Annotated in this window: 17 protein-coding genes and 4 tRNA genes; 8 read left to right on the top strand and 13 right to left on the bottom strand. The window is 63.6% G+C overall.

Translation table 11 applies throughout. The features are described 5' to 3' along the window. Positions 1-2 precede the first annotated feature (2 nt). Complete coding sequence (locus tag ACGYKA_RS04355) at positions 3-458, bottom strand: Lrp/AsnC family transcriptional regulator (protein ID WP_271689612.1); 456 nt, start codon at positions 456-458, stop codon at positions 3-5. A 137-nt stretch (positions 459-595) separates the two neighbouring features. On the opposite strand from ACGYKA_RS04355, the gene hppD reads away from it, so the two are divergent. Further along, positions 596-1,690, top strand: coding sequence for a 4-hydroxyphenylpyruvate dioxygenase (gene hppD / locus ACGYKA_RS04350; RefSeq protein WP_394413962.1), 1,095 nt, complete (start codon positions 596-598; stop codon positions 1,688-1,690). 63 nt (positions 1,691-1,753) lie between these two features. On the opposite strand, the gene ACGYKA_RS04345 is transcribed toward hppD, so the two are convergent. After that, positions 1,754-4,555: a hypothetical protein gene (locus ACGYKA_RS04345; RefSeq protein ID WP_394438028.1), complete on the bottom strand. Its 2,802-nt coding sequence runs from the start codon at positions 4,553-4,555 to the stop codon at positions 1,754-1,756. A gap of 151 nt (positions 4,556-4,706) precedes the next feature. On the opposite strand from ACGYKA_RS04345, the gene ACGYKA_RS04340 reads away from it, so the two are divergent. Further along, complete coding sequence (locus ACGYKA_RS04340) at positions 4,707-5,408, top strand: SIMPL domain-containing protein (RefSeq protein WP_394413956.1); 702 nt, start codon at positions 4,707-4,709, stop codon at positions 5,406-5,408. A 51-nt stretch (positions 5,409-5,459) separates the two neighbouring features. Here the strand turns inward: ACGYKA_RS04340 and ACGYKA_RS04335 are convergent, their stop codons facing one another. Next, positions 5,460-6,752: an O-acetylhomoserine aminocarboxypropyltransferase/cysteine synthase family protein gene (locus ACGYKA_RS04335; protein ID WP_394413953.1), complete on the bottom strand. Its 1,293-nt coding sequence runs from the start codon at positions 6,750-6,752 to the stop codon at positions 5,460-5,462. Between the two features lie 76 nt (positions 6,753-6,828). After that, positions 6,829-7,833, bottom strand: coding sequence for a hypothetical protein (locus ACGYKA_RS04330; protein ID WP_394413950.1), 1,005 nt, complete (start codon positions 7,831-7,833; stop codon positions 6,829-6,831). A 92-nt stretch (positions 7,834-7,925) separates the two neighbouring features. Here ACGYKA_RS04330 and ACGYKA_RS04325 point away from each other — a divergent pair, with 92 nt between their 5' ends. Then, positions 7,926-8,501 (top strand): hypothetical protein, encoded by a 576-nt coding sequence (locus tag ACGYKA_RS04325; protein ID WP_394413947.1) that lies wholly within the window; start codon positions 7,926-7,928, stop codon positions 8,499-8,501. Between the two features lie 80 nt (positions 8,502-8,581). Here the strand turns inward: ACGYKA_RS04325 and ACGYKA_RS04320 are convergent. Continuing rightward, a tRNA-Tyr gene (locus ACGYKA_RS04320) sits at positions 8,582-8,665 on the bottom strand. A gap of 113 nt (positions 8,666-8,778) precedes the next feature. On the opposite strand from ACGYKA_RS04320, the gene rlmB reads away from it, so the two are divergent. Then, a complete protein-coding gene (gene rlmB / locus ACGYKA_RS04315; protein WP_394413944.1) occupies positions 8,779-9,555 on the top strand; it encodes a 23S rRNA (guanosine(2251)-2'-O)-methyltransferase RlmB in 777 nt (258 codons plus the stop codon). A 250-nt stretch (positions 9,556-9,805) separates the two neighbouring features. On the opposite strand, the gene ACGYKA_RS04310 is transcribed toward rlmB, so the two are convergent. From ACGYKA_RS04310 to ACGYKA_RS04290, 5 genes are all read right to left on the bottom strand, one after another. Next, positions 9,806-9,880 (bottom strand) — tRNA-Gly (locus tag ACGYKA_RS04310). A 156-nt stretch (positions 9,881-10,036) separates the two neighbouring features. Beyond that, a tRNA-Gly gene (locus ACGYKA_RS04305) sits at positions 10,037-10,111 on the bottom strand. 218 nt (positions 10,112-10,329) lie between these two features. Continuing rightward, positions 10,330-12,003, bottom strand: a complete 1,674-nt coding sequence (ctaD, locus tag ACGYKA_RS04300) for a cytochrome c oxidase subunit I (RefSeq protein WP_067261244.1) — start codon at positions 12,001-12,003, stop codon at positions 10,330-10,332. A gap of 186 nt (positions 12,004-12,189) precedes the next feature. Continuing rightward, a complete protein-coding gene (gene lipB / locus ACGYKA_RS04295) occupies positions 12,190-12,870 on the bottom strand; it encodes a lipoyl(octanoyl) transferase LipB (protein WP_394413941.1) in 681 nt (226 codons plus the stop codon). A 46-nt stretch (positions 12,871-12,916) separates the two neighbouring features. Next, positions 12,917-13,597, bottom strand: coding sequence for a DsbA family oxidoreductase (locus ACGYKA_RS04290; RefSeq protein WP_394413938.1), 681 nt, complete (start codon positions 13,595-13,597; stop codon positions 12,917-12,919). Positions 13,598-13,817: 220 nt separating this feature from the next. Between ACGYKA_RS04290 and ACGYKA_RS04285 the strand changes: the two genes are divergently transcribed. The 3 genes from ACGYKA_RS04285 to ACGYKA_RS04275 all read left to right on the top strand — a co-directional run bounded on the left by ACGYKA_RS04285 (position 13,818) and on the right by ACGYKA_RS04275 (position 20,349). Then, positions 13,818-13,903 (top strand) — tRNA-Leu (locus ACGYKA_RS04285). Positions 13,904-14,194: 291 nt separating this feature from the next. After that, the gene (locus ACGYKA_RS04280; protein WP_394413458.1) at positions 14,195-16,009 is read left to right on the top strand and encodes an autotransporter assembly complex family protein; all 1,815 of its coding nucleotides are present in this window, start codon (positions 14,195-14,197) and stop codon (positions 16,007-16,009) included. After that, positions 16,009-20,349 carry a translocation/assembly module TamB domain-containing protein gene (locus tag ACGYKA_RS04275; protein WP_394413455.1) on the top strand — a complete coding sequence of 1,447 codons (4,341 nt, stop codon included), beginning with the start codon at positions 16,009-16,011 and terminating at the stop codon, positions 20,347-20,349. Before ACGYKA_RS04280 ends, ACGYKA_RS04275 begins: the two co-directional genes overlap by 1 nt. Positions 20,350-20,382: 33 nt before the next feature. On the opposite strand, the gene ACGYKA_RS04270 is transcribed toward ACGYKA_RS04275, so the two are convergent. After that, a complete protein-coding gene (locus tag ACGYKA_RS04270) occupies positions 20,383-20,919 on the bottom strand; it encodes a flavin reductase family protein (RefSeq protein WP_394417642.1) in 537 nt (178 codons plus the stop codon). A gap of 260 nt (positions 20,920-21,179) precedes the next feature. On the opposite strand from ACGYKA_RS04270, the gene ACGYKA_RS04265 reads away from it, so the two are divergent. Continuing rightward, on the top strand, positions 21,180-21,686 hold the full coding sequence (locus ACGYKA_RS04265) for a DUF992 domain-containing protein (RefSeq protein ID WP_209218611.1): 507 nt from the start codon (positions 21,180-21,182) through the stop codon (positions 21,684-21,686). 72 nt (positions 21,687-21,758) lie between these two features. Here ACGYKA_RS04265 and ACGYKA_RS04260 read toward each other — a convergent pair whose 3' ends face one another. Beyond that, the gene (locus ACGYKA_RS04260) at positions 21,759-22,331 is read right to left on the bottom strand and encodes an MOSC domain-containing protein (protein WP_394413449.1); all 573 of its coding nucleotides are present in this window, start codon (positions 22,329-22,331) and stop codon (positions 21,759-21,761) included. A 60-nt stretch (positions 22,332-22,391) separates the two neighbouring features. Beyond that, positions 22,392-24,347 carry an acetate--CoA ligase gene (acs, locus tag ACGYKA_RS04255; RefSeq protein ID WP_394413446.1) on the bottom strand — a complete coding sequence of 652 codons (1,956 nt, stop codon included), beginning with the start codon at positions 24,345-24,347 and terminating at the stop codon, positions 22,392-22,394. Positions 24,348-24,503: the final 156 nt, after the last annotated feature.

Here is a 24,503-nt window from a genome sequence, read left to right as displayed (position 1 = left end):
CGTCAGGTGGGCAATGGCCCGTCCTGTTTCAGTTGATCCATGACAATCTGGCTATGCACCCGGCTCACGGCCTGATGGGGCAGAAGAACGTCGTGAATGAGCCTGTTCAGGCTCGGCAGATCGTCACAATAGACCCTCAGGAGGTAGTCCGCATCCCCCGTCATCGTCCAAGCGCTCACAATCTCGGGACGGGTGGCCATGAGCCGGGCAAAGCTCGCCGAATGTTCCGGCCCGTGGGTGCCCAGATGGACCTGCACGAAGCCCTGGACGTTCAGCCCCATCCGCACCGGATCAAGCCGCGCGTGATAGCCGCGAATGTAGCCTTCGGCCTCCAACCGCTGACGCCTGCGCCCGGCCTGGCTGGGGGATAGGTTCAGCTCTTGCCCCAACTCCTGCGCCGTGAGGTGGGCGTTCTTTTGCAGCGCCGTTAGCAGCCGCCTGTCGATCTCATCGAGCATGATGCGCGATCTCCGCATGGTTTGGAGGTACTATGCGTCACTTCCGCGAAATTGACCAGTTGAATGCTGCGATACGCGCAATTCGCGCGGCGGTTGCGGCGTAGACTAGGGCAAATCCCAAAGCAGAGGAGACTGACATGGGCCCTTTCCCGCATGACGCCCCGAAATCGCAGATCACGGCAGAGAACCCCGCCGGCACCGATGGTTTCGAGTTTGTCGAATTTGCCAGCCCCGACCCACAGGCGCTGCGCGATGTCTTCACCAAAATGGGCTATGTCCATGTGGCCAATCACAAGACCAAGAAGATCGAGCTTTGGCAGCAGGGCGACATCACCTATGTTCTGAACCACGACCCCGCGAGCTTTGCCGCGCGCTTTGTCGAAAAACACGGCCCCTGTGCCCCCTCCATGGGCTGGCGCGTCGTGGATGCGCAAAAGGCGCTGGCGCACGCGGTGGCCAATGGTGCCGAGGAATACAAGGGCGATGGCAAGGTGCTCGACGTGCCCGCGATCATGGGCATCGGCGGCTCGCTGATCTATTTCGTCGACCAGTATTACGACACCTCGCCCTACAACTGGGAATACGACTGGATCGCCACCTCCAAGCCCGAGGGCGTGGGGTTCTACTACCTCGACCACCTGACGCACAACGTGCACAAGGGCAATATGGACGTCTGGTTCAAGTTTTACGGCGACCTGTTCAACTTCCGCGAAATCCGATTCTTCGACATTGAGGGCAAATATACGGGCCTCACCAGCCGCGCGCTGACCTCGCCCTGCGGGCGCATTCGCATCCCGATCAACGAAGACCGGGGCGAAACCGGGCAGATCGTGGCTTACCTCAAGAAGTACAACGGCGAGGGCATCCAACATATCGCCGTCGGCGCGCGCAACATCTATGATGCCACTGATGCTATTGCCGACAATGGACTGAAGTTCATGCCCGGGCCGCCCGAGACCTATTACAAGATGTCGAAAGAGCGGGTGACCGGCCACGAAGAGCCGCTGGACCGCATGCAGAAACACGGCATCCTGATCGACGGCGAAGGCGTGGTCGACGGGGGCGAGACGCGCATCCTGTTGCAGATTTTCTCGAAAACCGTGATCGGGCCGATCTTTTTTGAGTTCATCGAACGCAAGGGTGACGACGGCTTTGGCGAAGGCAACTTCAAGGCGCTCTTCGAATCGATCGAGCAAGAGCAGATCGACAATGGCGAGCTTGAGGCCACCTGATCAAAGATCACCCGGGGGAGGGAGAAAAGGGGCGCTGCGGCGTCCCTTTTTGTTAGCGGAGACCTAGTTCGGCATCTTCAGCACGACATTCCGACCCCGGCGCACATAGCGCAGCTCGCTGTCGCCGATGGCCGAGACGCGGCCGCCGTCGATCCGGTCGCCGACCTCAACCTTTTGATAACGCCCGTTGCTGAGCCGAACCAGAGCGCGGCGGTTCGAGGGCTTGCCATAGACGCCGATCAGATTGACGTCGCGCAGGTTGATCGCATTCTTCACCGTTGCCTGTTTCGCCACGGAGGTCTTCGAGGGAAAGCGCGGTTGGACCGCTTTGGGCGCGACGCTCGCGACCTGCGCAGGCGCAGCGCTGCGGGCGGCGCGTTTCACGATCCGGTCGAAATTGCGGGGCCGGGTATCGGGGCGGCGCGACTGGGTTGTGGCCTGTTTCGTCGCGTTTTGGATTGCCGGCGGCGTGGCGAGGGCGGCGGCGACCGCGCCACTGGTGTCGATGGGGGCGACCTCGGGCTCAGGCGTGGCAGCGGCGAGCGCTTCTTGAGCGATTTCTTGAACGGATTTGGGCCGCAGTTGCGGGCGCAGATCGGCCAATTCGGACCGTGTCAGCCCGCCAAGCTGGGCGCGTTCGGTCGTCTCTGCCAAATCGTTGGGGCGCAGACGGGGCCGGGCCTCGGCCAAGGCGCTGTCGACCTCGGGCTCAGCCGGTTCGGCTTCGGGCCGTGTGAGAGTGGCGGGGGGCTGCACGGCGGGGCGTCCGAGGTAGACCAGATGGCCATCGGGGCTAAGCGCCCCCTGCGCCGTGGGTTTGACCAAGCCGCGCGCGTCCAGCGCAAAGCGTGTGCCCGCCGCCGCCGGAGAGCTGACCGCGCCGGGGGCAATGTCGGTGCTGAACTCATCGGCGGGCGGCAGGGCCACGGCATCTGTCGTGCTGCTGATCGGGTCGATGCTGGTGAGGTAGAGATCGTCGATATCAATCGCCGCCGCCGGGGCCGGGGGCACGTCCGGGGCGCGGGCCCAGATGCCGGTGGTGGCATATTTGGCGTCGATCTCGGCCTCGGTCATCTCTGACAGGGGGCGCGGCTCAGGGTCGCGCAGCGCGTCGAGCACGGCACCGTCTTCGTCGGTCAGACCCGCGTCCAAGGCGGCGGTTTCGATCGCGTCAGGCTCAGCCGGTTCGGGGGGCAAAACGGCGATGTCATTTTCGATCTCAGGGGTTTCCGCAGGGGCCAAGGCTTCGGCTGTGCTGCGCGGGCTACGGTCGCCAAAGAGCCGCGAAAGCGCGCTGCCCTCGTCGAGGAAGATAGAGGCCCAAGCCGCGACACCGGCCAAGAAGACCAAAAGCGCCGCCGTCAGGATCAGGCCTAGGAAGCGCGGCTTGCCGCCGACTTCGTTCCGGCGGCGCGCGCCGAAAACGGTCATCCGCTCGGCCTCTGATGCCGGGGTGGCCGTGGCGGGGCTGGCAGGGGCGGTCCGGCGGTCTTTCGACGCTTTCGGTTTGCGGCGGCTGAGGAAGGTGCCGGTCGAGGTGGTCGTCTCGGGCGTCAGCGAGCTGCTGTCAGGCTGGGGGGCTGCAGCCTCTGTCGCGGCGGCGGCGGTGGCCGGTTCGACGGGCATCTGCGGCGCAAGCGGGGTCGCGGCGGGCGAAGGTGCGCCGACGGGCAGGGAGGCTGTGCTGGGGGCGGGCGCGGGCGTCGGTTCCGTTTTGGCGGCAGGCGGGGGCGGGGGTGTTTCCCGGCTCGCGCCGCCAAGGCTGGGCGCGTTGTCTGACCCGCCACGGCGGCTTGCAAAACCGGCGGCAGGGGCACTGCGCGAGGGCGGTGCGGAGAAATCAACCTTGCGCGACGGTTCGGGCTGCGGCGCGGCCTGCGTGCTTGCCGCCGCCGCAAGGGGGGCTGCGGATGCCGCAACGCTGCCCGTGGGGACGGGCGGCGCGTCCGTCTCTGCCGATTCCTCGCTTGGCGCGGCGGTCTCCAGCGCGGGCAGGTCTTCCTCCAACGGCGGTGGGGTTTCCTCTGGAGTGGGGGTCAGTTCGGCCTCTGCCGGGGCTTCCGTCGCCTCCGTTTCCGTCGCAGCGTCCAAGGCGGGCAGGTCTTCGTCCAAGGGTGGTGGCGTGTCTTTGGGGGTGGGCTCCAACGCGGGGGCGGCTTCCGAAGGGTCCTCGGTCGAGCCCAAATCCGGCAGGTCTTCCACTACCGGCGGCGGGGTCTCTTCCGGCGTCGGGGCAAGCTCAGGCTCGGCCACGGGGGTCGTCTCATCCGTGTCCACGACCGGCCCTTCGGGCGCGTTCATCACGCCGGAAATCACGATGGGGGCCGTCTCAGGCTCCACGGTTTCGCCGGGTTCCAGCAGGTCTGACGCGGCTTTCGTCATGCCGAAATGCGGCGCGCCTTCGAAATTTTCATTGGCCGGGGCGGCGGCGAAGCTGACCGGGTGGAAACGATGCTCCACCGCGAAGGCCTCGGCTTCGTCCAAAGTCTCGCGGGCCACGGCGGCCACATGGCTCTGCCCGCCATCGGCATGCACGTCAAACACCAGATCGGAAACCGGATAGGGCGTGGCCCCCTCCAGCGCTTCTGCCGCTGCCGCACGGCGGGCGGCGGGGTCCATATCCGGCGTGTCGAGGGTGAGGTATTTGATCTGCGCGTCGGGGATCAGCAGCAGGCTGCGCAGCCCGCCGGGCTCCAACGCCGTGGCGGTTTTGCGCAAGACCGCCAGTTCCGCCGCCAGATCGGCGCTGTCGAGCGCCACTTCACCAACAAGCTGCCATCCACCCGATGTGCGGTGGAGCAAACGAATGCCGTCGAACGACAGGGAGAGGGTAAAATTCGGCTTCATCGCGGTCGACTTTAGCATGGGGTCGGGCGCACTTACAGACGCGCCGCAGTCATCGCGAAGGATAGAGCAGGAGTTCGCCCAAGGGAAGGGTGCGCACCGCGCAGGTGCTTGTCAGAACCGGCCCGCGATGGGCAAATGGCGGCGCATTGATGCACGGAAAGGAACGAACATGCGACTGATGAATTGGGTGGCGCTGGCGTGGATGGCGGGGGCCGGATTGGTCTCGGCCCAGCAGGGACCGGAAGAGGGGATTATCGTCACCGGCCAAGGCAGCATCGCCGCCGCGCCCGACATGGCAACGATCACTCTGGGCGTGACCGAAGAGGCCGAAACCGCCAAGGCCGCGATGGACGGGGTGAATGCCGCCGTGAGCGCGATCCTGACCCAGCTCGACGCGCAGGGCGTCGCGGCGAAGGACCGTCAGACCAGCCGTTTCTACCTGCGTCCGGTGCATGACCGCCGCGCGAACGAAAACGGCCAGCCGCCGCGCATCACCGGCTATCAGGCGGGCAACTCCGTAACGGTCAAAGTGCGCGATCTGGAGCGCTTGGGCGCGATGATGGATGCGGTGATCGACGAGGGTGCGAATGATTTCAACGGGTTGGACTTCGGTCTTCAAGACCCGAAAGATGCGCTGGCCGAGGCGCGCAAAGCCGCCGTTGCGGATGCCACCGAACGCGCGCGGCAGTTGGCCGAGGCGGCAGGGGTAAAGCTCGGCACGCTGATCCGCATGACCGAAAACTCCAACGCGCAGCCCAAAATGTTCGAATCCGCCCGTATGGGGATGGCGATGGACAGTGCCGTGGCCGAAGGTGAGGTTGAGGTGCGGGCGCAGGTCTCGATGACCTTTGCCATTGCCCCGGGGCAGTAAGTTGCCGCAGATGGAAAACCCCCGCCGAGGTGATCGGCGGGGGAAGGTGGTTTAGCTGGTCGCCTTGGTCAGCGCCTGATCGAGATCGGCGATCAGATCGTCGGCGTCCTCGGTCCCGATGGAGATGCGCACGACGCCCGGACCGGCCCCCGCCGCTTCTTGCTGCTCTGCCGTCAGCTGTCGGTGCGTGGTGGAGGCCGAGTGAATGATCAGCGAGCGCGTATCGCCCAAGTTCGCCACGTGGCTAAAGATCTCAAGGCTGTTGACCAGTTTCACACAGGCGTCATAGCCGCCCTTGACCGCAAAGGTGAAAAGCCCGCCCGCGCCCTTGGGGCAGACCTTTTGCATCCGCTCGTGATAGGGTGAGGATTTCAGCCCGGCATAGGTCACGTATTCGACCCGGTCGTCCTGCTCCAGCCATTCGGCCACCTTCACCGCGTTCTGCACATGCCGCTCCATGCGCAGCGACAAGGTCTCGATCCCCATAAGCGTGTAATGCGCCGCCTGTGGGTTCATCGTCATCCCCAGATCGCGCAGCCCGATGGCGATGCCGTGGAAGGTGAAGGCCATAGCGCCGAAGGTCTCGTGGAACTTCATGCCGTGATAGGCTTCCTCGGGCTGGCTGAGCGAGGGGAATTTGTCATTCGCGGACCAGTCGAACTTGCCTGAATCCACCACGCAGCCGCCCATGACAGTGCCATTGCCGGTGAGGTATTTGGTGGTGGAATGCACCACCAGCGTCGCGCCATGCTCAATCGGGCGGCAGAGGTAGGGCGTGGCGCTGGTATTGTCGATGATCAGCGGAATGCCCGCCGCATCGGCCACATCCGCAATGGCGCGCACATCCATGATATAGCCGCCGGGGTTTGCAATAGCCTCACCAAAGACCGCGCGGGTGTCGTCGTCGATCGCATCGGCCACGGCCTGCGGATCGTCGAAGTCGACGAATTTGCAGGACCAGCCGAACCGCTTGATCGTATGGCTGAACTGCGTGACCGTGCCACCATAAAGACGGGTGGAGGCAACGATATTCTTGCCCGGCCCCATCAGCGGGAACAGCGCCATGATCTGCGCCGCGTGGCCCGATGAGCAGCAGACCGCGCCGACACCGCCTTCGAGCGTGGCGATACGCTCTTGCAGGACCGCGTTGGTGGGGTTGGTCAGGCGCGAATAGATATAGCCGACTTCCTCAAGGTTGAACAAAGCCGCCGCGTGATCGGCATCGCGAAAGACATAGGCCGTGGTCTGATAGATCGGCGTCTGCCGCGCGCCGGTGGCCGGGTCGGGGGTGGCGCCTGCGTGGATTTGCAGCGTGTCGAAATGTGGGGTGGGGCTGTCGGCCATTGGTCTGTCCTCTCAGAAAATGGTTCTCGCGCAGCCTAGGCGCAAAGATCCTTCCAGACAACGGGGCAGGCGAGGCTCAGCGCATCCAGAAACCGTTTGATTTGATCCGGTTGCGGATCGCCTGTTCCCGGCGCGGCAGGTTGTCTTGATCGAAAAGCGCGCGCACCTTGGCCCCACGGCCCTGATAGACCATCCGCTTGATCGCATCGCGCTGCTTGAGCAGCTTTTTCATTCGGTTGGGGGCGGTGATGGCCTCTAGCACCTCGATCGCATGATCGCTCTCTCGCGCGTAGAGCAGGGGCAGAAAGCGATAGTGGCAGGAGACCGTACCATCCAACAGGCCAGCGGGCAGGGTGTCCTGCCCGCCGCCAAGGGCGTGGATCACCAGCGGCAGCACGATTTGGTCGAGCCAAGGGTCAAAGCTCTGCGCGCAAAGCTCGACCGGAGGGTCGTCGCGTACCGCCAGCGCGTAGCGCAGAAAGAGATCGCCGAATTCCTTCGGGCAGCGGTAGTAAAAGAACCCTGCGTTAAAATAGAGATAACGCCGCCAATATTCATCCGGTTGGCTCAGGTCGAGGCTGCTGGCGAAGTCGAGGCCGAACTTGTCGTAAAGCGACTTCCACAATGCGCTATAGCCCGGCCCGTATAGCTGCGGCTCGGGCCATGTGCCTTCGCGTTTGAGAGAGGCCGAGGGGCGGTCGAAATCAAACGGCACCGCCGACAAGTCGCCGGTGATCAGCGTATCGGTGTCAAAGAAAACAAAGGGTTCGCCCGCAGGCAGGGCGCTGAGCATCTCGATCTTATTGCCATTGGGATAGGTGCTGCCAAAATGTTGGTTTTCGAAGGGGACGAACTCCGCCCCAAACGCGCTCAGCGCCTCGCGCAGCGCGCTGTCGGTGATGCGCGGATCACGATCCCAAAGCGGGCCGGGCTGCGGCTCGGCGATCAGCAGGCGGCCTTGGAACTCCGGGCAGGAATGGCGCAGGGAGGCGGCGAAAAGCAGCGCCTCATAGGCCAGCCGCCCCTCTTGGCCCACGATGACAACGTTGAAAATTTGCGGGGTACGCGAATTGCGTGTCATACTTAACTGCGGCCTTTGGTTTTCGGCCAGTATAGGGGCAGGGCTCTGTCGGCAAAAGCCAGCAATTTGAGCGGCCTGCGAAAGGGGTTCGAATGTTCGATTTTGTCTTTGCCGTGATCGCGATCAGCCTTGGCGGCCCCTCTGCGCCTTCGGACGGGGTAGGCCGACCGGATGCGCCGATGACGGTGCAGGCTCCGGCACGCCCCGCAGCCCCCGCCAGCCCGGCGGCGCCCCCGGCGCCCGCGGCCCCGCCGCCTGCATTCTACATGGATGCCGTGCCCCCCGGATTGATCGCCGAAGACCAGACACCCACGGGCCGTTTCACCACCGCCGCAGAGGTGCGTCCGATCCTGAACGCCACCCGCGGCAATTGGATCGCCGTGCGGGAGTATGATGGGCGAGACTTCCTCTATGTGACCCACCTGTGGAGCTGGCGCTGCGGGCTGGCCGCCATGGCAATCGCGGTGTACGACGCGCCGATGCAGAATCTGCCGATGCCGCCCTGTCACGATTCATCGCCGACGCCGAATGCGATTCTGGAGGGGGATCCGCAGCCTTACCTGACGTTCGATCTCGGGTCAGTTGAGAGGATTCGGGTTCAACTGGTTTACGACGATTTGGGAATGGCGCTTGAGGGGTTTTTGCGGAGCGATGTGTTGATCCCGTGATGGCCATCGGGCCCGACATTGATTGGTCGCCACGAGCGCGCCTTAACTGCGCATACGAACTATCGCGAGGGGGGAGAAAGTGGTGGGCGACCCTGGAATCGAACCAGGCGTGCGTCTCCGCGAGGGAGTTACAGTCCCCTGCCACACCTTGCGGCCTGTCGCCCACTTTGTCCCGGTGCATTGCACCTGACGTGGGGGCGTGATTACAAGCGAGCCAAAGAAGCGTCAAGGCGAATTCCTGAGAAATCTTGGGGAAATCGCACGAAAGGATAAAGAGATGAAGAAACCCAAATGGGTCGTGCAAAAAGAGCAGGACAAGAAGGCCGAAGCGGCGCAAACGGTCTGGCTGTTCGGCCTGCATGCGGTGCGCGATGCGCTGATGAACCCGCGGCGTGAAAAATTGCAGTTGATGGTCACGCCGAACGCGCAGGCGAAGCTGGAAGAGGCCATCGCCGAGGCGGGAATCACGCCGCAGGTCGTGGACCCACGCAAGTTCCGCCCGCCGCTCGATCCAAACTCGGTCCACCAAGGTGCCGTTTTGGAGGTGAAGCCGCTGAACTGGGGCCGATTGGAAGATGTGGCCATCGGTGATTCCGCGCCGCGGCTTTTGCTGCTCGACCGGGTGACCGATCCGCATAACGTCGGCGCGATTCTACGCTCTGCCGAAGTGCTTGGCGCCTCGGCGGTCATCGGCACCAAACACCATTCCGCGCCCGAGACCGGGGCGCTGGCCAAAACCGCCAGCGGCGCGCTGGAGCGGCAGCCCTATCTGAGGGTCCGCAACCTTGCCGATGCCATCCGGGCCTTGCAGGAGATGGGCTATGTCGTGCTGGGGCTTGATGGCGAGGCCACGCAGACCATCGAGGAGGCCGTCGAGGGTCGCCGTGACCGCCCCGTGGCGCTTGTTCTGGGGGCCGAGGGGCCGGGGCTGCGAGAGAAGACCCGCGAGACCGTAGACGCGCTGGTGCGGATCGATGCGGCGGGCGGATTCGGCTCGCTCAACGTCTCTAACGCGGCGGCTATCGCGCTTTATGCCAGCCGAGTTGGCGGCTGAGAATCGGCAAGAACTGGCTCAAATTCGAACAGGGGGCAGGGCGGCTGGGCCCGGCCCCTTTGAAAACGGCTAAGGCTTCCTAAATTTAAAGGTGACCGCAGGCCCGGAACGCCTGCCGGCCATCTACTGTCCCTCGTTCCGTACCTTACGCCCCGTGTTCGTCATGGGGCGTTTTTTTATGTAGGGCTAGATACACAAAAGCCGCCCCGAAGGGCGGCTTTGCGTTTCCTACGGGGTGGTAGGATCAACCTGGAGCGGGCGAGGCGATTCGAACGCCCGACCCTAACCTTGGCAAGGTTATGCTCTACCCCTGAGCTACGCCCGCATCCGGTTGGTGAGGGGGGAATACCCATTCCCGCAGGGGGCTGCAAGGGGGAAATGAAGCGATCTAAGCGTCGCGCGGCAATTTTTTTCGGGAAGGTTTTGGGGGTAGAAAAGCACAAAGGGCCGCATCCGAAGATGCGACCCTGTGAAGTCCAGATGGAGCGGGCGAGGCGATTCGAACGCCCGACCCTAACCTTGGCAAGGTTATGCTCTACCCCTGAGCTACGCCCGCTTACCGTCTGGTGAGGGCGAGATACCTATTGGGGCGGGGGGCTTCAAGAGGGAAATGTGGTTTTTGGTGGAAAAATTTGCGTAAGGCGGGGGCTCTGCCCCCGGACCCCCGAGGGTATTTGAGAAAGGATGAAGTTGGAGGGGAGGGGCGGCTGTCAGAGGAGTGGGGGCAAAAGAAAAGGCCCCGCGGGGAGCGGGGCCTTTGTGGTTTGGGTCAGCTTAGTGGCTGTGCTGCTTGTCCCAGTCTTCCTGTTTCGGAAGCTGCTCGAAGGTGTGTTCGGGCGGCGGGCTGGGCAGGGTCCATTCCAGCGTATCCGCGAATTCGTTCCACGGGTTGTTTGCTGTGGAGCGTGCGCCGCGGGTCAGCGTGTAGGCCATCACCCCGAAGAAGAAGAGGAAGGAGGCAAAGCTGAGGAAGGCGCCGATCGAGGACCACTGGTTCCAGTAGGCGAATGCCTCAGGATAGTCGATGTAGCGGCGCGGCATGCCCTGACGGCCCAGGAAGTGCTGCGGGAAGAAGGTCAGGTTTGCACCGATGAACATCGCCCAGAAGTGCAGTTTGCCGGCCCATTCGGGGTACATGCGGCCCGTCATCTTGGGCAGGTAGAAGTAGATGCCCGCGAAGATGGCGAAGACGGCGCCGAGCGACATCACGTAGTGGAAGTGCGCCACGACGTAGTAGGTGTCATGGTAGGCACGGTCCACGGCGGCCTGGCTCAGTACGATGCCGGTGACGCCACCGACGGTGAAGAGGAACAGGAAGCCAAAGGCCCAGAGCATCGGTGTTTTGAACTCGATCGAGCCGCCCCACATGGTGGCGATCCAGCTGAAGACCTTTACCCCCGTTGGCACCGCGATGACCATGGTGGCCAGCATGAAGTAGGCCTGCTGGTTCAGGGTCATGCCCACGGTGTACATGTGGTGCGCCCAGACGACGAAGCCCAGAGCACCGATCGCGATGATCGCCCAGACCATCGGCAGGTAGCCGAAGACCGGTTTGCGCGAGAAGGTCGCGATGACGTGGGAGATGATGCCGAAGCCCGGCAGGATGATGATGTAGACTTCGGGGTGGCCGAAGAACCACAGAATGTGCTGGTAGAGGATCGGGTCACCGCCGCCTGCGGGGTCGAAGAAGGCGAAGCCGAAGTTGCGGTCCATCAAGAGCATGGTGATCGCGCCCGCCAGAACCGGCAGGGACAGGAGGATCAGCCAGCTTGTGACGAAGATCGACCAGGCGAAGAGCGGCACTTTGAACAAGGTCATGCCGGGGGCGCGCATGTTCAGGAAGGTGGTGATCATGTTGATCGCGCCGAGGATCGAGGAGGCACCGGAGACGTGCACCGCGAAGATCGCGAAGTCCATCGACATGCCCGCTTCGCGTACCGAAAGCGGCGGGTAGAGCACCCAGCCCACGCCGGAGCCAAGCTGACCGTTGCCGCCGGGTGTCAGCAGCGAGCAGACTGCGAGGGTGGTGCCTGCGACATAGAGCCAGAAGCTGAGGTTGTTCATCCGCGGGAAAGCCATGTCCGGCGCGCCGATTTGCAGCGGCATGAAGTAGTTGCCGAAACCGCCGAAGAGCGCGGGAATCACGACGAAGAACATCATCAGGATGCCGTGGCCGGTGATCAGCACGTTCCACAAATGGCCGTTTGGCGTACAGGCGGCAGAGCTATCCGCGATGAAACGCGCGCCTTCCATACACATGTATTGAACGCCCGGATCCATGAGCTCAAGGCGCATGTAGACGGTGAATGCCACCGAAATAAGACCGACCAAGGCCGAGACGATAAGGTACAGAATACCGATATCTTTGTGGTTGGTGGACATGAACCACCGGGTAAAGAACCCCCGGTCGTCGTGATGATCTTGGCCGTGAATGGCTGCGTCTGCCATGCGGTGCCTCCTGCAAATGAATTGGACACATGGCGCCATAGGCGGAACATGCGGTGTCGCGCCCGTTTTAGAGCGACCGTCTCGCGGGGGCAATGGGCGCGATGGTCGCAGGGTGGGTATTTTTTGCGCTGTGGCTGTCGCCGTAAAATCCGGCCTTTGGGGCGCTTGGCGCGTGCTTTGCTGCTGTTAGGGGGTGATGTCGCAACTGCCTGTGGGGTCGCTGGCAAAGACCTCATCAAAGGTGGCGCGCAGGGCGAGATCGACATCGTCCATCGTGACGGGCAGGCCCAGATCGACCAGCGAGGTCACGCCGTGGTTCGTGATGCCGCAGGGGACGATGCCGCCAAAATGGCTGAGGTCCGGCTCCACATTGATGCTGATGCCGTGGAAGCTGACCCATTTGCGCAGCCTGATTCCAATGGCGGCGATCTTGTCTTCGGCGGGGCTGCCATCGGGCTGGGCGGGTTTCTCGGGCCGTTGCACCCAAACGCCGACGCGACCGGGGCGGATTTCACCGCGCAGGTTGAATTGATCCAACGTGGCGATGACCCAGTTTTCGAGCTGGCGCACGAAACAGCGCACATCGCGCCCCCGGGCGGCGACGTTGAGCATCACATAGGCCACACGCTGGCCCGGCCCGTGATAGGTATACTGCCCGCCGCGCCGGGTGGGGTGGACGGGAAAGCGGTCGGGCTCTGTCAGGTCTTCGGCCCGCGCCGAGGTTCCGGCGGTATAGAGCGGGGGATGTTCGACCAGCCAGATGCATTCCTCGGCCTCGCCGGCGGCGATGGCGGTGGCACGCGCCTCCATCCACGCCTCGGCGCTGCGGTAGTCGGTCAAGCCGTCAGTGATGATCCATTCAACCATGGGGATGCCTTAGCAAGACCCGCGCCACACCGCCAGAGGCACAGTGTCAGGCGGCGGCGTCGCGTTCCTCCAAGACCTTGCGCAGGATTTGGGCATAGTTTTCTGCCCCCTGCGCCCCGGTGATGAGGTATTTGCCCTCGAAGATCATCGACGGCACGCCGGAGATGCCGCGCGAGGTCCAGAATTGCTGCGCTTCGCGGGTCTGTTCGGCAAAGCTGCCGCTGCGGAGCACCTCAAGCGCCTCATCCCGGTCCAATCCGACGGAAGCGGCAACATCGGCGAGCACATCAGTGTCGTTCACATTGCGCCCTTGGGTGAAATGCGCGTCAAAAAGGGCCATCTTCAGCGGGTGTTGCAGCCCTTGGACCTGCGCCCATGTCAGCAGTTGATGCGCGGCAAAGGTGTTTTGCATCCGCGTGTCGTCGGAAAAGTTAAAGGTAAAGCCGAGGTCTTGCCCCATCTGGGTCAGCCGTTTGCGATTCTCGACCGACTGAGCAGGGGTGGAGCCGTATTTTTCGGCCAGATGTTCGGCCATGTTCTGGCCTTCGGCTGGCATCTGCGGGTTCAACTCAAAGGGGTGCCAACGCACGTAGGCGCCGACGCCAACCGCGCCGAGCGCTTGCTCAAGTTGCTTGTAGCCCACGATACACCAAGGGCACATCACATCCGATACGATGTCGATCTGCACGGTGGGGGTATTTGTGGGGGTGGCGGTATCTGCGGGCATGGCGTGTTCCTTCTTGCTTGCGTCACAGATGGCCCGCCGAACGCGCGCTTTCAACGGCTGAGCCGTCAGATTGCAGGGCGGTAAGGGAATTGTGATCGGGGGTGCGGCTGCGGAAAATCGGGGGCTGAACCCGCTTTCTGAAACGCATTGAAAAATTTTGCCGATTGCCTCTTCACAAGCCCTTGGTCTTTGGCTAAACCCCGCCCACCAACCATGGCGTGCGGTCGTGGCGGAATGGTAGACGCGCAGCGTTGAGGTCGCTGTGGGGTAACACCCGTGAGAGTTCGAGTCTCTCCGACCGCACCACCATGCTTTGCAATGCAAAGCGATGGTCGGACTCCCCTGAAAGAAAAAACGTTTTGGTCCTCGTCTCGGGCCGTGGTCAGCCTACACTCTTGCTGCGCGGTATCTTGCCGATTCCGCGCGTGACACCTGCGCGGGGCGGGGCAGAGCGTTCTCATCGCGCGATTCCCCCGGCAGAGTGTTTGCAGCCAAGGCGGCAATGCCGTTTAACGGTTGCTAAGAATAAGGCCCGTTTGGGCGGGCAAAGGAGAACCGGCGCGAAAACCGGGCTGACGAACGCAAGGAGGGTAGCGCGTGGCGCAACAAGGGCAGACTCAAGGGGCGGCGCTTTGTCTCGCTCTTGGACTACTTCTTGGCGGGGGGGCTGCGGCACAGGCCGCGGAACTGGCCATCACCGGCATCGCGGCGGATTCGGACCTCTATGCCACCCTGCGTGATGGGTCCTTGCTGGCCGAGCAGACCGATGAGGATGCCGAGCCTGCCACGCCGCAGGAGTTGGTCGCAGCGGCGCAGGCCGATTATGGGCGGCTTTTGGCGCTGCTCTACGACAACGGGTATTTCGGGCCGACGCTCAAGATCACCTTGGATGGCGTCGATGCCGCCGCGATTCCCCCCGTGCAACCGCCGCGCCGCATCGACCGGGCCGTGATCACGGTAGACCCGGGGCCGAAGTTCCGCTTTGGCGCGACCCGCATCGCGCCCATAGCCCCGGGCACCGAGTTGCCGGACGGATTTGCCGCGGGGGAGACCGCGAGCCTTGGCGTGCTGAAGGAAACCGTCTCGGCTGGCGTCAGCGGTTGGCGCGATGTGGGCCACGCGAAAGCGGCATTGGCAGATCAAGATCTTGTGGCCAAACACCGCGAACGCCAGATCGACGCTGCCCTGCGGCTGGCTCCGGGGCCAAAGCTGCGTTTTGGCGCGCTGACTGTGACCGGCAACGAAGACGTGCGCACCGCGCGGCTGATCGAAATCGCAGGGCTGCCACTGGGGGAGGTCTTCTCGCCCGAAGAGTTGGAACTGGCCACCGAACGGCTGCGCCGCACCGGCGCGTTCGACGCCGTGGCGCTCATCGAAGCGGATCGGATTGGCCCCAACGACACGCTGCCCATCACCGCGCAGGTGACCGAAGCGCCCAAGCGGCGCTTTGGCTTTGGTGCGGAACTGTCTTCGCTCGAAGGGCTGACGCTGAGCACTTTCTGGCTGCACCGCAATCTGCTGGGCGGGGCCGAACGTCTGCGCCTCTCGGCTGAGATCGAAGGGATCGGCGGCAATTCGGGGGGCGAGGACTATACGCTCTCCGCCCGGTTCGAACGTCCGGCGACCTTTAACGAAGACACCGATTTCTACGCGCTGGCCACGTTGGAACAGTTGGACGAGGTGAATTACTTTTCCCGCCAGTTGGATCTGGAGGCGGGGATCGAGCGGATTGCCAACCAGAATCGCACCTATTCCGCGGGTCTCGGCCTGCGTGTGGCTGAGACCGAGGATGCCTTCGGCACCAACCAATATACCCTGCTGACCCTGCCGCTGGGGGCCGAGTTCGACTACCGCGACAAGGAGTTGGACGCGACCGATGGCTATTACATCGACGCCAGCCTCACGCCCTTTGTCGCCCTGTCGGGGTCTGAAAGCGGGCTGCGCAGCTATCTTGATGCGCGCTACTATCGCAGCTTCGGGACGGAGCGCCCGGTGACGCTGGCCTTCCGGGGGCAGCTTGGATCGGTTGCAGGGCCGGACCTGTCGGAAGCGCCGGCGGATTACCTCTTTTACTCCGGCGGGGGCGGCAGCGTGCGCGGACAACCCTATCAAACGCTTGGGGTTGAACTGCCGAGCGGCGACACCGTGGGCGGGCGCAGCTTTGTCGGGCTATCAGCAGAGGCGCGCGTGGCCCTGACCGAGAAGATCGGCGTCGTGGGCTTTGCCGATGCAGGCTATATCGGGTCGGAAGAATTCTACGATGGATCAGGCACTTGGCACTCGGGCGCGGGTCTGGGTCTGCGCTATGCCACGGGCATCGGGCCGATCCGGCTGGACGTGGCCGTGCCCACATCGGGGCCGGAAGTGGATGAAGATTTCCAAGTCTATATCGGGATTGGACAGGCGTTTTAATGCGACAGTTTTTGCAGATCCTCACCGCCAGCCTTGTCTATCTGGCCTGCTTCACACCGGCTGCCGCACAGGATGACGACAAGGGCTTTCTCACCCGGACCATTCAAGACGCGCTGAGCGGCGCGGGCCGCACCGTCAGCATCGACGGATTCGCAGGTGCGCTGAGTTCGGAGGCCTCCTTTGACCGGATGACGATTGCGGATGACGATGGCATCTGGCTGACGCTTGATGACGTGGTCCTGGATTGGAACCGTTCGGCCCTGCTGCGCGGACGGCTGGAGGTCGAGCAACTCACCGCCGGGCGGCTCGATGTCGAGCGTCTGCCGGTCAGCAATGAAGTCGATCTGCCCGATGCCGAGGCCAAACCCTTTGCCTTGCCCGATCTGCCCGTTTCCATCGAAATCGCGGATTTCTCGGTGGATGAGATCAACTTGGGCGAGCCGATCTTGGGCGAGGCGGCGCAGCTTTCGGTAAGCGCCAATGCACGGCTGACCGATACGGTCGGCATCGTCGATTTTCAGGCCCGCCGCACCGATGGCAAACGGGGCGAGTTCGACATTCAAGCCGATTTTGACCGCACCGAAAATGTGCTGGACCTGTTATTGAACCTGACCGAAGACCCCGAAGGCATCGCGTCGAAACTGCTGAACCTGCCGGGGCAGCCTTCGGTGCAGATGACCGTCGAAGGCGCAGGGCCGCTGGATGATTTCGCGACCGATGTGACCATCGCCACCGATGGGCAAGAGCGTTTGGCCGGGCAGGTGACCCTTGGCACGCAGGCCCCGCGTCGCGCCAGCGATACACCGGACCGCCGCATTCAAGCCGATATCGGCGGTGACATCACTGCGCTGCTCGCCCCGCGCTACCGTGACTTTTTCGGCGAGGATGTGCGGCTAGCGCTGGATGCGCTGCTGGAAAGCAACGGTGCGGTTGAGGTCAGCAGCTTTGCCCTTGCCGCGAACTCCGTCGATCTGCAGGGGCAGGTCACGTTGAACCAAGAGAAATGGCCGACGCTGATCGACATCTCAGGTCGGATCGCAAACCCCGATGGCACCTCGACCCTTCTGCCGGTCTCGGGTGAGGGCACGCGGGTCGAGGCCGTGACCCTGCGCGTGGATTACGATGCCGCCGATGGCGACCGTTTCGACAGTGCCTTCGACATCACCGGGCTGGACACGGGCGCGCTGCAAATCGCGCAGACCCAACTGGCGCTCGACGGTATTCTCGAAGGCAACCTTGGCAGTCTGGGGCAATTCCTCGGCGACGTGACCTTTGCCACCGAGGGGCTGACGCTGACCGATCCGGCCAGCGCCGAGGCGATTGGCGATGCGATCACCGGCAGCGCCGAAATCCGCTTTGTCGAAGGCGAACCGATTGAGATCAACGGTCTGACCCTCTCGGGCGAAGACTATGGCCTGACCGGCGAAGCCGCGATCGACGGGGTCGACACCGGGCTGCTCACCCAGTTGAAGATGACGCTCGAAGCCCAAGATATCAGTCGCTTTTCCGCGCTGGCGGGCCGCGATATCGCGGGCGCCACGGCGCTGGCACTGAACGGCACGGTCACGCCTTTGGGCGGCATGTTCGATCTGGCGATTGCTGGGGGCACCGATGACCTTGAGATCGGGATCGAACAGGCCGATGCGGTTCTCGCGGGGCGGACCAGCCTCAGCATGGTGGCGAAACGCAACGAGACGGGGACTTTCCTGCGCGATCTTGAGTTAAAGAACGATGCGCTGGACCTGACCGGCGATGTCGAATTGCGCAGCGAAGACAGCCGCGCGGCCTTGGACTTCACACTCGCCGATGTCGGGCTGGTGCTGCCGCAATACGAAGGCCCCATCGCGGTCAAAGCGACAGCGGTGCAAGAGACCCGCGGCTGGGTCGTCGACGCGGTCACCGACGGCCCCTATGACGCAGCGTTGACCGTCTCGGGCTTGGCCACGGGCGAGGACGCGCAAATCGACTTCACCGCCGATATCCCCCGGATCGAGGATTTCCTGCCCGAGGCGGATATCACCGGCCCGGTCACCGCCAAAGGCGCATTGCGCCAGACGCCGCAAGGGTGGGAAATCGACACCGAAGCCAGCGGCCCGCTGGAGGCGCAGGCCTCGGTCGAAGGGCTGGTCACGCCGCGCGTCGATGTGGCCTTTGACCTGTCTCTGCCCGATATCCAACCCCTCGTCCCGCAGATCAACGGCGGGGTTGCGGCCAGCGGCACGGTAGAGCAGACCGAACAGGGGTTTGTCGTCGATACTATTGCCAATGGCCCCTACGACAGCCGCCTCGCGGTCGAAGGCTTGGCGACGGGGCCTGACATGGCGCTGCGCTTTGACCTGACCTTGCCGGATGTCAGCCCGCTCGCCCCCGGGGTGAACGGGCCGCTGGCGGCCCAAGGCACGGTGCGGCAGCAGGAGAGCGGCATTGCCGTGGATGTCGCCGCGCGTGGCCCCTATGGCAGCAGCGCCGTGGTTGAAGGGCTGGCCACCGGTCCGAATATGGCGCTCAGCTTTGACCTCTCAGTGCCCGACGTCAGCCTCCTCGCACCCGGTGTGAACGGCCCGCTTTCGGCCACGGGCGACATCCGTCAGACCGATGACGGAATCGCCGTGGATGTCAGCGCCGATGGCCCCTATGGCAGCAGCGCCATGGTCGAAGGGCTGGTGACCGGAGAGGTCTCTCTTCGGTTCGACGTCTCGGTGCCCAACGTGAACCCGCTGGTGCCCAGTGTCTCGGGCTCTTTCGCGGCCAACGGCGTGGCGCGTCAGACCGAAAACGGCGTGGTCCTCGATGCCAGCGCCAGCGGCCCCTATGGCGCACGGGCGACGGTCGAAGGCTTGGTCACCGGCCCCAATGCGGCGGTTGATTTCCAGTTGAACATGCCCGACATCGGCGCCTTGGTGGAACAGGTGAACGGCCCGCTCAGCGTTGCAGGCTCGGCCCGGCGCGAGGGGGAGGCTTGGCGCATCGACACCAGTGCCAATGGCCCCGCAGGCACGCAGGCGACTGTGGCAGGGCTGGTGAACCCCGATGGGACGCTGAACCTCGATATCGCGGGCAATGCGCCGCTTGGTCTGTCGCGCCCCTTCCTTGCCCCGCGCAATTTGCAGGGGCAGGCGCGCTTTGATTTGCAGATCAACGGCCCGGCGGCACTGTCCTCGGTCAGCGGTCAGATCACCACCAGCGGCGCGACCTTCACCGCGCCGAATCTGCGGGTGGCGCTGCGGGGGATCGACGCGGATGTTCAGCTTGGGGGTAACCGGGCGCAGCTCAATGTGACCGGTCAGGCCGTCGACGGCGGAGAGCTGCGCGTGGCGGGGGCGATCACCCTGACACCGGCCTTGCCTGCGGATATCAACGTGACCCTGCGCAACCTCGTCTATGCGGACCCGAGCCTTTACAGCACTACGCTGAACGGTGATTTGCGGCTTGCCGGGCCGTTGAGCGGGGGGGCGCAGATCACAGGCGTGATCAACGCGGGCGAGACGAATATTCAGGTGCCCGCGACGGGTCTGACCTCGATCGGGGACATTCCGCAGATCACCCATGTCAACGCCCCCGCCGATGTGCTGGCCACCCGCCGCAAGGCGGGGTTGGAGGGGGGCGAGGCCGGGGACGACCCTGCGGCGGAGGCGTCCGGCCCCGGGTTCGGGCTGGACCTGCAACTCAACGCGCCAAACCGGATTTACGTCCGGGGCCGCGGGCTGGATGCGGAACTGGGCGGCGCGCTGAACCTCAGCGGCACCACCAATCGCATCATCTCGGCCGGGCGGTTCGAGTTGATCCGCGGGCGGCTCGATATCTTGGGCAAACGCTTCTTGCTCGACGAAGGGTCGATCCAGTTTCAGGGCGATTTCATCCCCTATATCCGCTTCGTCACTTCGACCGATACCGAAGCGGGGGAGGTGCGTGTCATCGTGAGCGGCCCGGCGAATGAGCCGGAGGTCACTTTCGAATCCACCCCCGCCGCGCCGCAGGACGAGGTGCTGTCGCAGCTGCTCTTTGGGCGCAACATCTCGGAAATCTCGGCCTTTCAGGCGCTGCAATTGGCCAGTGCGGTAGCGACCCTCGCAGGGCGCGGCGGCGACGGGGTGATCGGCAACCTGCGTGAGGGCTTCGGCCTCGACGATCTGGATGTGACCACCACCGAGGATGGCGAGACTGCGCTGCGGCTGGGGAAATACCTGACCGACAACATCTATACCGATGTGACGGCGGCCTCGGATGGCACGGGCGAGGTGTCGCTCAACCTCGATATCACCGAAAGCCTGACGGCCAAGGGCACACTTGGCTCGGACGGCGACAGCAGCATCGGCATCTTCTTCGAGCGGGACTATTGATTGATAGGGGCGCCTTACGGGGCGCCCTTTTTCTTATCTGTCGTCGCGGGGGGTGAAGTGGCCGTAACGGCCTTGGTCGAACATCAAGCCCGCCGCCCCATCCTCGCGCAAAGCGACCTGTTGCACATGGCCCAAGATCAGCGAATGATCGCCCGCCGGATGCACGGCATAGGTCGCGCAGTGAAACCGGGCGAGGCAGCCTGCGAAAGTGGGCACACCGGCGGCGTCCTCCGTCCAATCGAAACCAGAGAAGTCATGGCCTTGGCTTGCGAAACGCTGGGCCAAACCCTCTTGATCCGCGCCCAAAACGTGAATGCAAAAGGATGCAGCCGAGGTGAAACTATCGTGCCGTTTGGATGAGATAGCAGGCGACCACAGCACCAAAGGCGGGTCGAGCGAGACCGAGGCGAAGGAATTCGCAGTCATCCCCAAGGGGCCTTGGGCGGTTTTTACGGTCACCACGGTCACGCCGGTGCCGAAACGCCCGAAGGCACGGCGCAGCGCCGGGGCATCGCCGCTGTCGGGCGCGAAGGGGATCAGATCATCACTCATAGCGACAAGCGGTGCCATGTGGCGGCTGATTTGTCCAGCGGTGCCGGGGCGTTGCGCATCGGCCCTCTTGCGCGGATTTTTGCCCCCGCGGTTGGGCCGAGGAACCGCCGCCAAGGCCCGGCGTTGGGCCAGCGATGAGAGGCATCATCGGCCCCAATTGGTGTCGATGCTGGCTGTCTGAAAGGGGCGGCGCAGGAGGTCTGCGCCGTCTGTCCAAGGCACCCGAATGCCGTTCACAGCAGAAAAGGCGCGTCTCGTCGCGCCGGAAAGTGACAAAGATGATGTATGCAAGCAAACTCACCCTCGGCGCGGCCCTTCTGAGTGCCACCGCCTTCGGCTCCACCGCGATGGCCGATGACAATGAGACCGTCGACCACGTCGAGATCGGCTCCCTGTCTTGCGATGTGGGCGAGGGCACTGGCTTCGTTTTCGGCTCCACCCGTGAACTGACCTGCACCTTTAATCCCATTCAAGAAGGTCTCGAAGATGAGACCTATGTGGGCGAGATCAACCGCTGGGGCGTCGACATCGGCAAGACCGAGAATGGCCAGATGTCATGGCTAGTGCTGGCCCCGACCGAGCAGGAATATTCCGAAGGCGGGTTGAACGGCAGCTACAAAGGCGTTTCCGCCGAGGCGACCGTCGGTGTCGGTGCGGGGGCCAACCTGATGACGGGCGGTTCCGAGAACACATTGGCGCTTCAACCGCTGAGCGTGAATACCCAGACCGGCGTGAACTTTGCTGTGGGCGTGGGTGAGATCAACCTTCAGCGCGTCGAAGGCTAAACCCGCGCGAAAACGTTTGAAATGATGATCTGGGCCGTCCCCTGGGGGCGGCCCATTTCTATGTGAGAGGCGTCAGAGCTTGGTCAGCCGGTCCCCACGGCGAACGGTGCCGTCCTGCACGATTTTGCACAGAACGCCGCGCAATCGATGCGGGCGGTTTTCCTTTCGGTTGATCCACCGCAGGCTGTCTTGGCCATAGCGATCGCGCCATTTGATGCAGCCGGTGTTGAACTTATCGCTCACCTCCAGCACCGCAGACCCGGCTTGAAGGCGCGTGCCGACGGGCAGGTTCTCATGGCCAAGGTCCATGTCCACGATCATCGTATCGCCGGGGTGCGGCGTGTTTGCCCGGTCGCGCCAGCAGAGGTCCATCACGCGTTTGGGCAGGATGGAGACCTGTATCCGCGGATCGGGGCTGCCGTCAGGCAGGGTTAGCCAGGGTTTCTCGGTCCAACATTCGCCAAGGATGCCTTGGGCCACGGTCAGGTCCAGTTCATCACGGAAATCCCGCTCCCCGTAATCGGGGCGAAAGCAAAGTTCTTCGATCACGGCGCCATCCTTGGGCGCGGCGAGGATATCCGGCAGGGCGGCGTCGCATTCCGCAGCGGAGGCGGGGGGTGGCACTTGGGGGGCGGTTTGGTCCATGTCTCTCTTTCTCATGCAACGCGGCGTGGGGGCAGGTAGCCGCCCGCGCCGCGCAGCGTGTCAGCGGTTCATGCGGTTGCCGATCAGATCGTCCACCACGCCGGGGTCCGCCAGCGTCGAGGTGTCGCCCAACGCGCCGTAATCATCCTCGGCGATCTTGCGCAGGATGCGGCGCATGATCTTGCCCGAACGTGTTTTCGGCAGGCCCGGCGCCCATTGGATCAGATCGGGCGAGGCGATGGGGCCGATCTCTTGCCGGACCCAATTGCGCAACTCGGCCCGCAACTCTTCGGAAGGTTCCTCACCGCTCATCAAGGTGACATAGCAATAGATGCCTTGGCCTTTGACGTCATGCGGGTAGCCGACCACGGCGGCTTCGGCCACTTTGTCATGCGCGACAAGGGCGCTTTCCACTTCGGCGGTGCCCATGCGGTGGCCCGAGACGTTGATCACATCGTCAACGCGGCCCGTGATCCAATAGTCGCCATCGGCATCGCGTTTGCAGCCGTCGCCGGTGAAGTAATAGCCCGGGTAATCGGCGAAATAGGTCTTTTCGAACCTTTCGTGATCGCCCCAGACGGTGCGCATCTGCCCCGGCCAGCTGTCGGCGATGCACAGCACGCCCTCGGCAGGGTTGCCGTCGATCTCTTGACCCGATGTCGGGTCCAGCACCACCGGTTTGACGCCGAAGAAGGGTTTCATCGCGGCCCCCGGTTTCATGTCATGCGCGCCGGGCAGGGGGGTCATCAGATGGCCGCCGGTCTCGGTCTGCCACCACGTGTCGACAATGGGGCAGCGGTTTTGGCCGACGACCTCGTGATACCAGTTCCACGCCTCGGGGTTGATCGGCTCGCCCACGGTGCCAAGAATGCGCAGTGAGGACAGATCGCTTTTGCTCACATAGTCATTGCCTTGCCCCATCAGCGCGCGGATTGCGGTGGGGGCGGTGTAGAACTGCGTGACTTTGTGCTTTTCGCAGACCTGCCAGAAACGGCTGGCATCCGGGTAGGTGGGCACGCCTTCGAACATCAGCGTTGTGGCGCCATTGGCCAGCGGGCCGTAGACGATATAGCTGTGCCCGGTGACCCAGCCCACATCCGCCGTGCACCAGTAAATGTCGCCGTCGTGGTAATCGAACGTCACCTCATGTGTCAGCGCCGCATAGGTGATATAGCCGCCGGTGGTATGGACCACGCCCTTGGGCTGACCGGTGGAACCTGAGGTGTAGAGGATGAAAAGCGGGTCTTCGGCGCCTACGGCAGTGGGCTCGCAGGTGTCGGCGGCATCCTTGATCAGCGCGTTATAATCGCGGTCGCGGGCATCATCCCATGCCACGTCACCGCCCGTGCGGCGCACCACGAGGCATTGCACGGACGCATCGCATTGCGCCAGCGCCTTGTCGGCATTGGCCTTAAGCGGTGTGGCCTTGCCGCCGCGCGGCGCTTCATCTGCGGTGATCACGACCTTTGCCTCGCAGCCGTTCACCCGCGCGGCCAAAGCATCGGGCGAGAAGCCTGCGAAAACAATTGAGTGAATCGCCCCGATCCGCGCGCAGGCCAGCATGGCATAGGCGGCTTCGGGGATCATCGGCATATAGATGATCACGCGGTCGCCTTTGCCCACGCCGAGATCACGCAGCACATTGGCCATGCGGCAGGTGGCGCTGTGAAGTTCGCGGTAGCTGATGTGCTTGGCCTCATCCTCAGGGCTGTCCGGCTCCCAGATGATCGCGGTCTGATCGCCGCGCGTCTCAAGATGGCGGTCGATGCAATTGGCGCTGACGTTCAATTCGCCATCCGCGAACCAATTGATGCTGACCGACCCGAGGTCGAAGTTCACATCGCGCACTTGGGTGAAGGGTTTGATCCAGTCGATCCGCTGCGCCTGTTCGCGCCAGAACCCGTCGGTGTCGGTGACCGAGGCTTGGTACATCTTGTCATAGGTCTGCGCGTCCACATGGGCCCGGGCGACCATGTCGGTGGATGGCGGATAGGTCTTGGCGGTGGCGTCGGACATGGTGGTTCCTCCCTTGATGTTCGCATCGCCACGGGGCGCGGGTCAAACCCGGTGGCCGTGGCATCCTCCTCAGCCGGATCATAGCGGCCCGTGAAAAGAAGGGAATAAGCAACTGGATTACAAGGGCTTGCCTGTAAAGGTTTTTCCCGATCGGGG

The sequence above is a fragment of the Sulfitobacter sp. 1A15106 genome (assembly GCF_043556995.1).
Lineage (GTDB): Bacteria > Pseudomonadota > Alphaproteobacteria > Rhodobacterales > Rhodobacteraceae > Sulfitobacter > Sulfitobacter faviae.
Note: the sequence above shows the minus strand (reverse complement) of the source record. Positions and strands in the feature narration are given on the sequence as shown.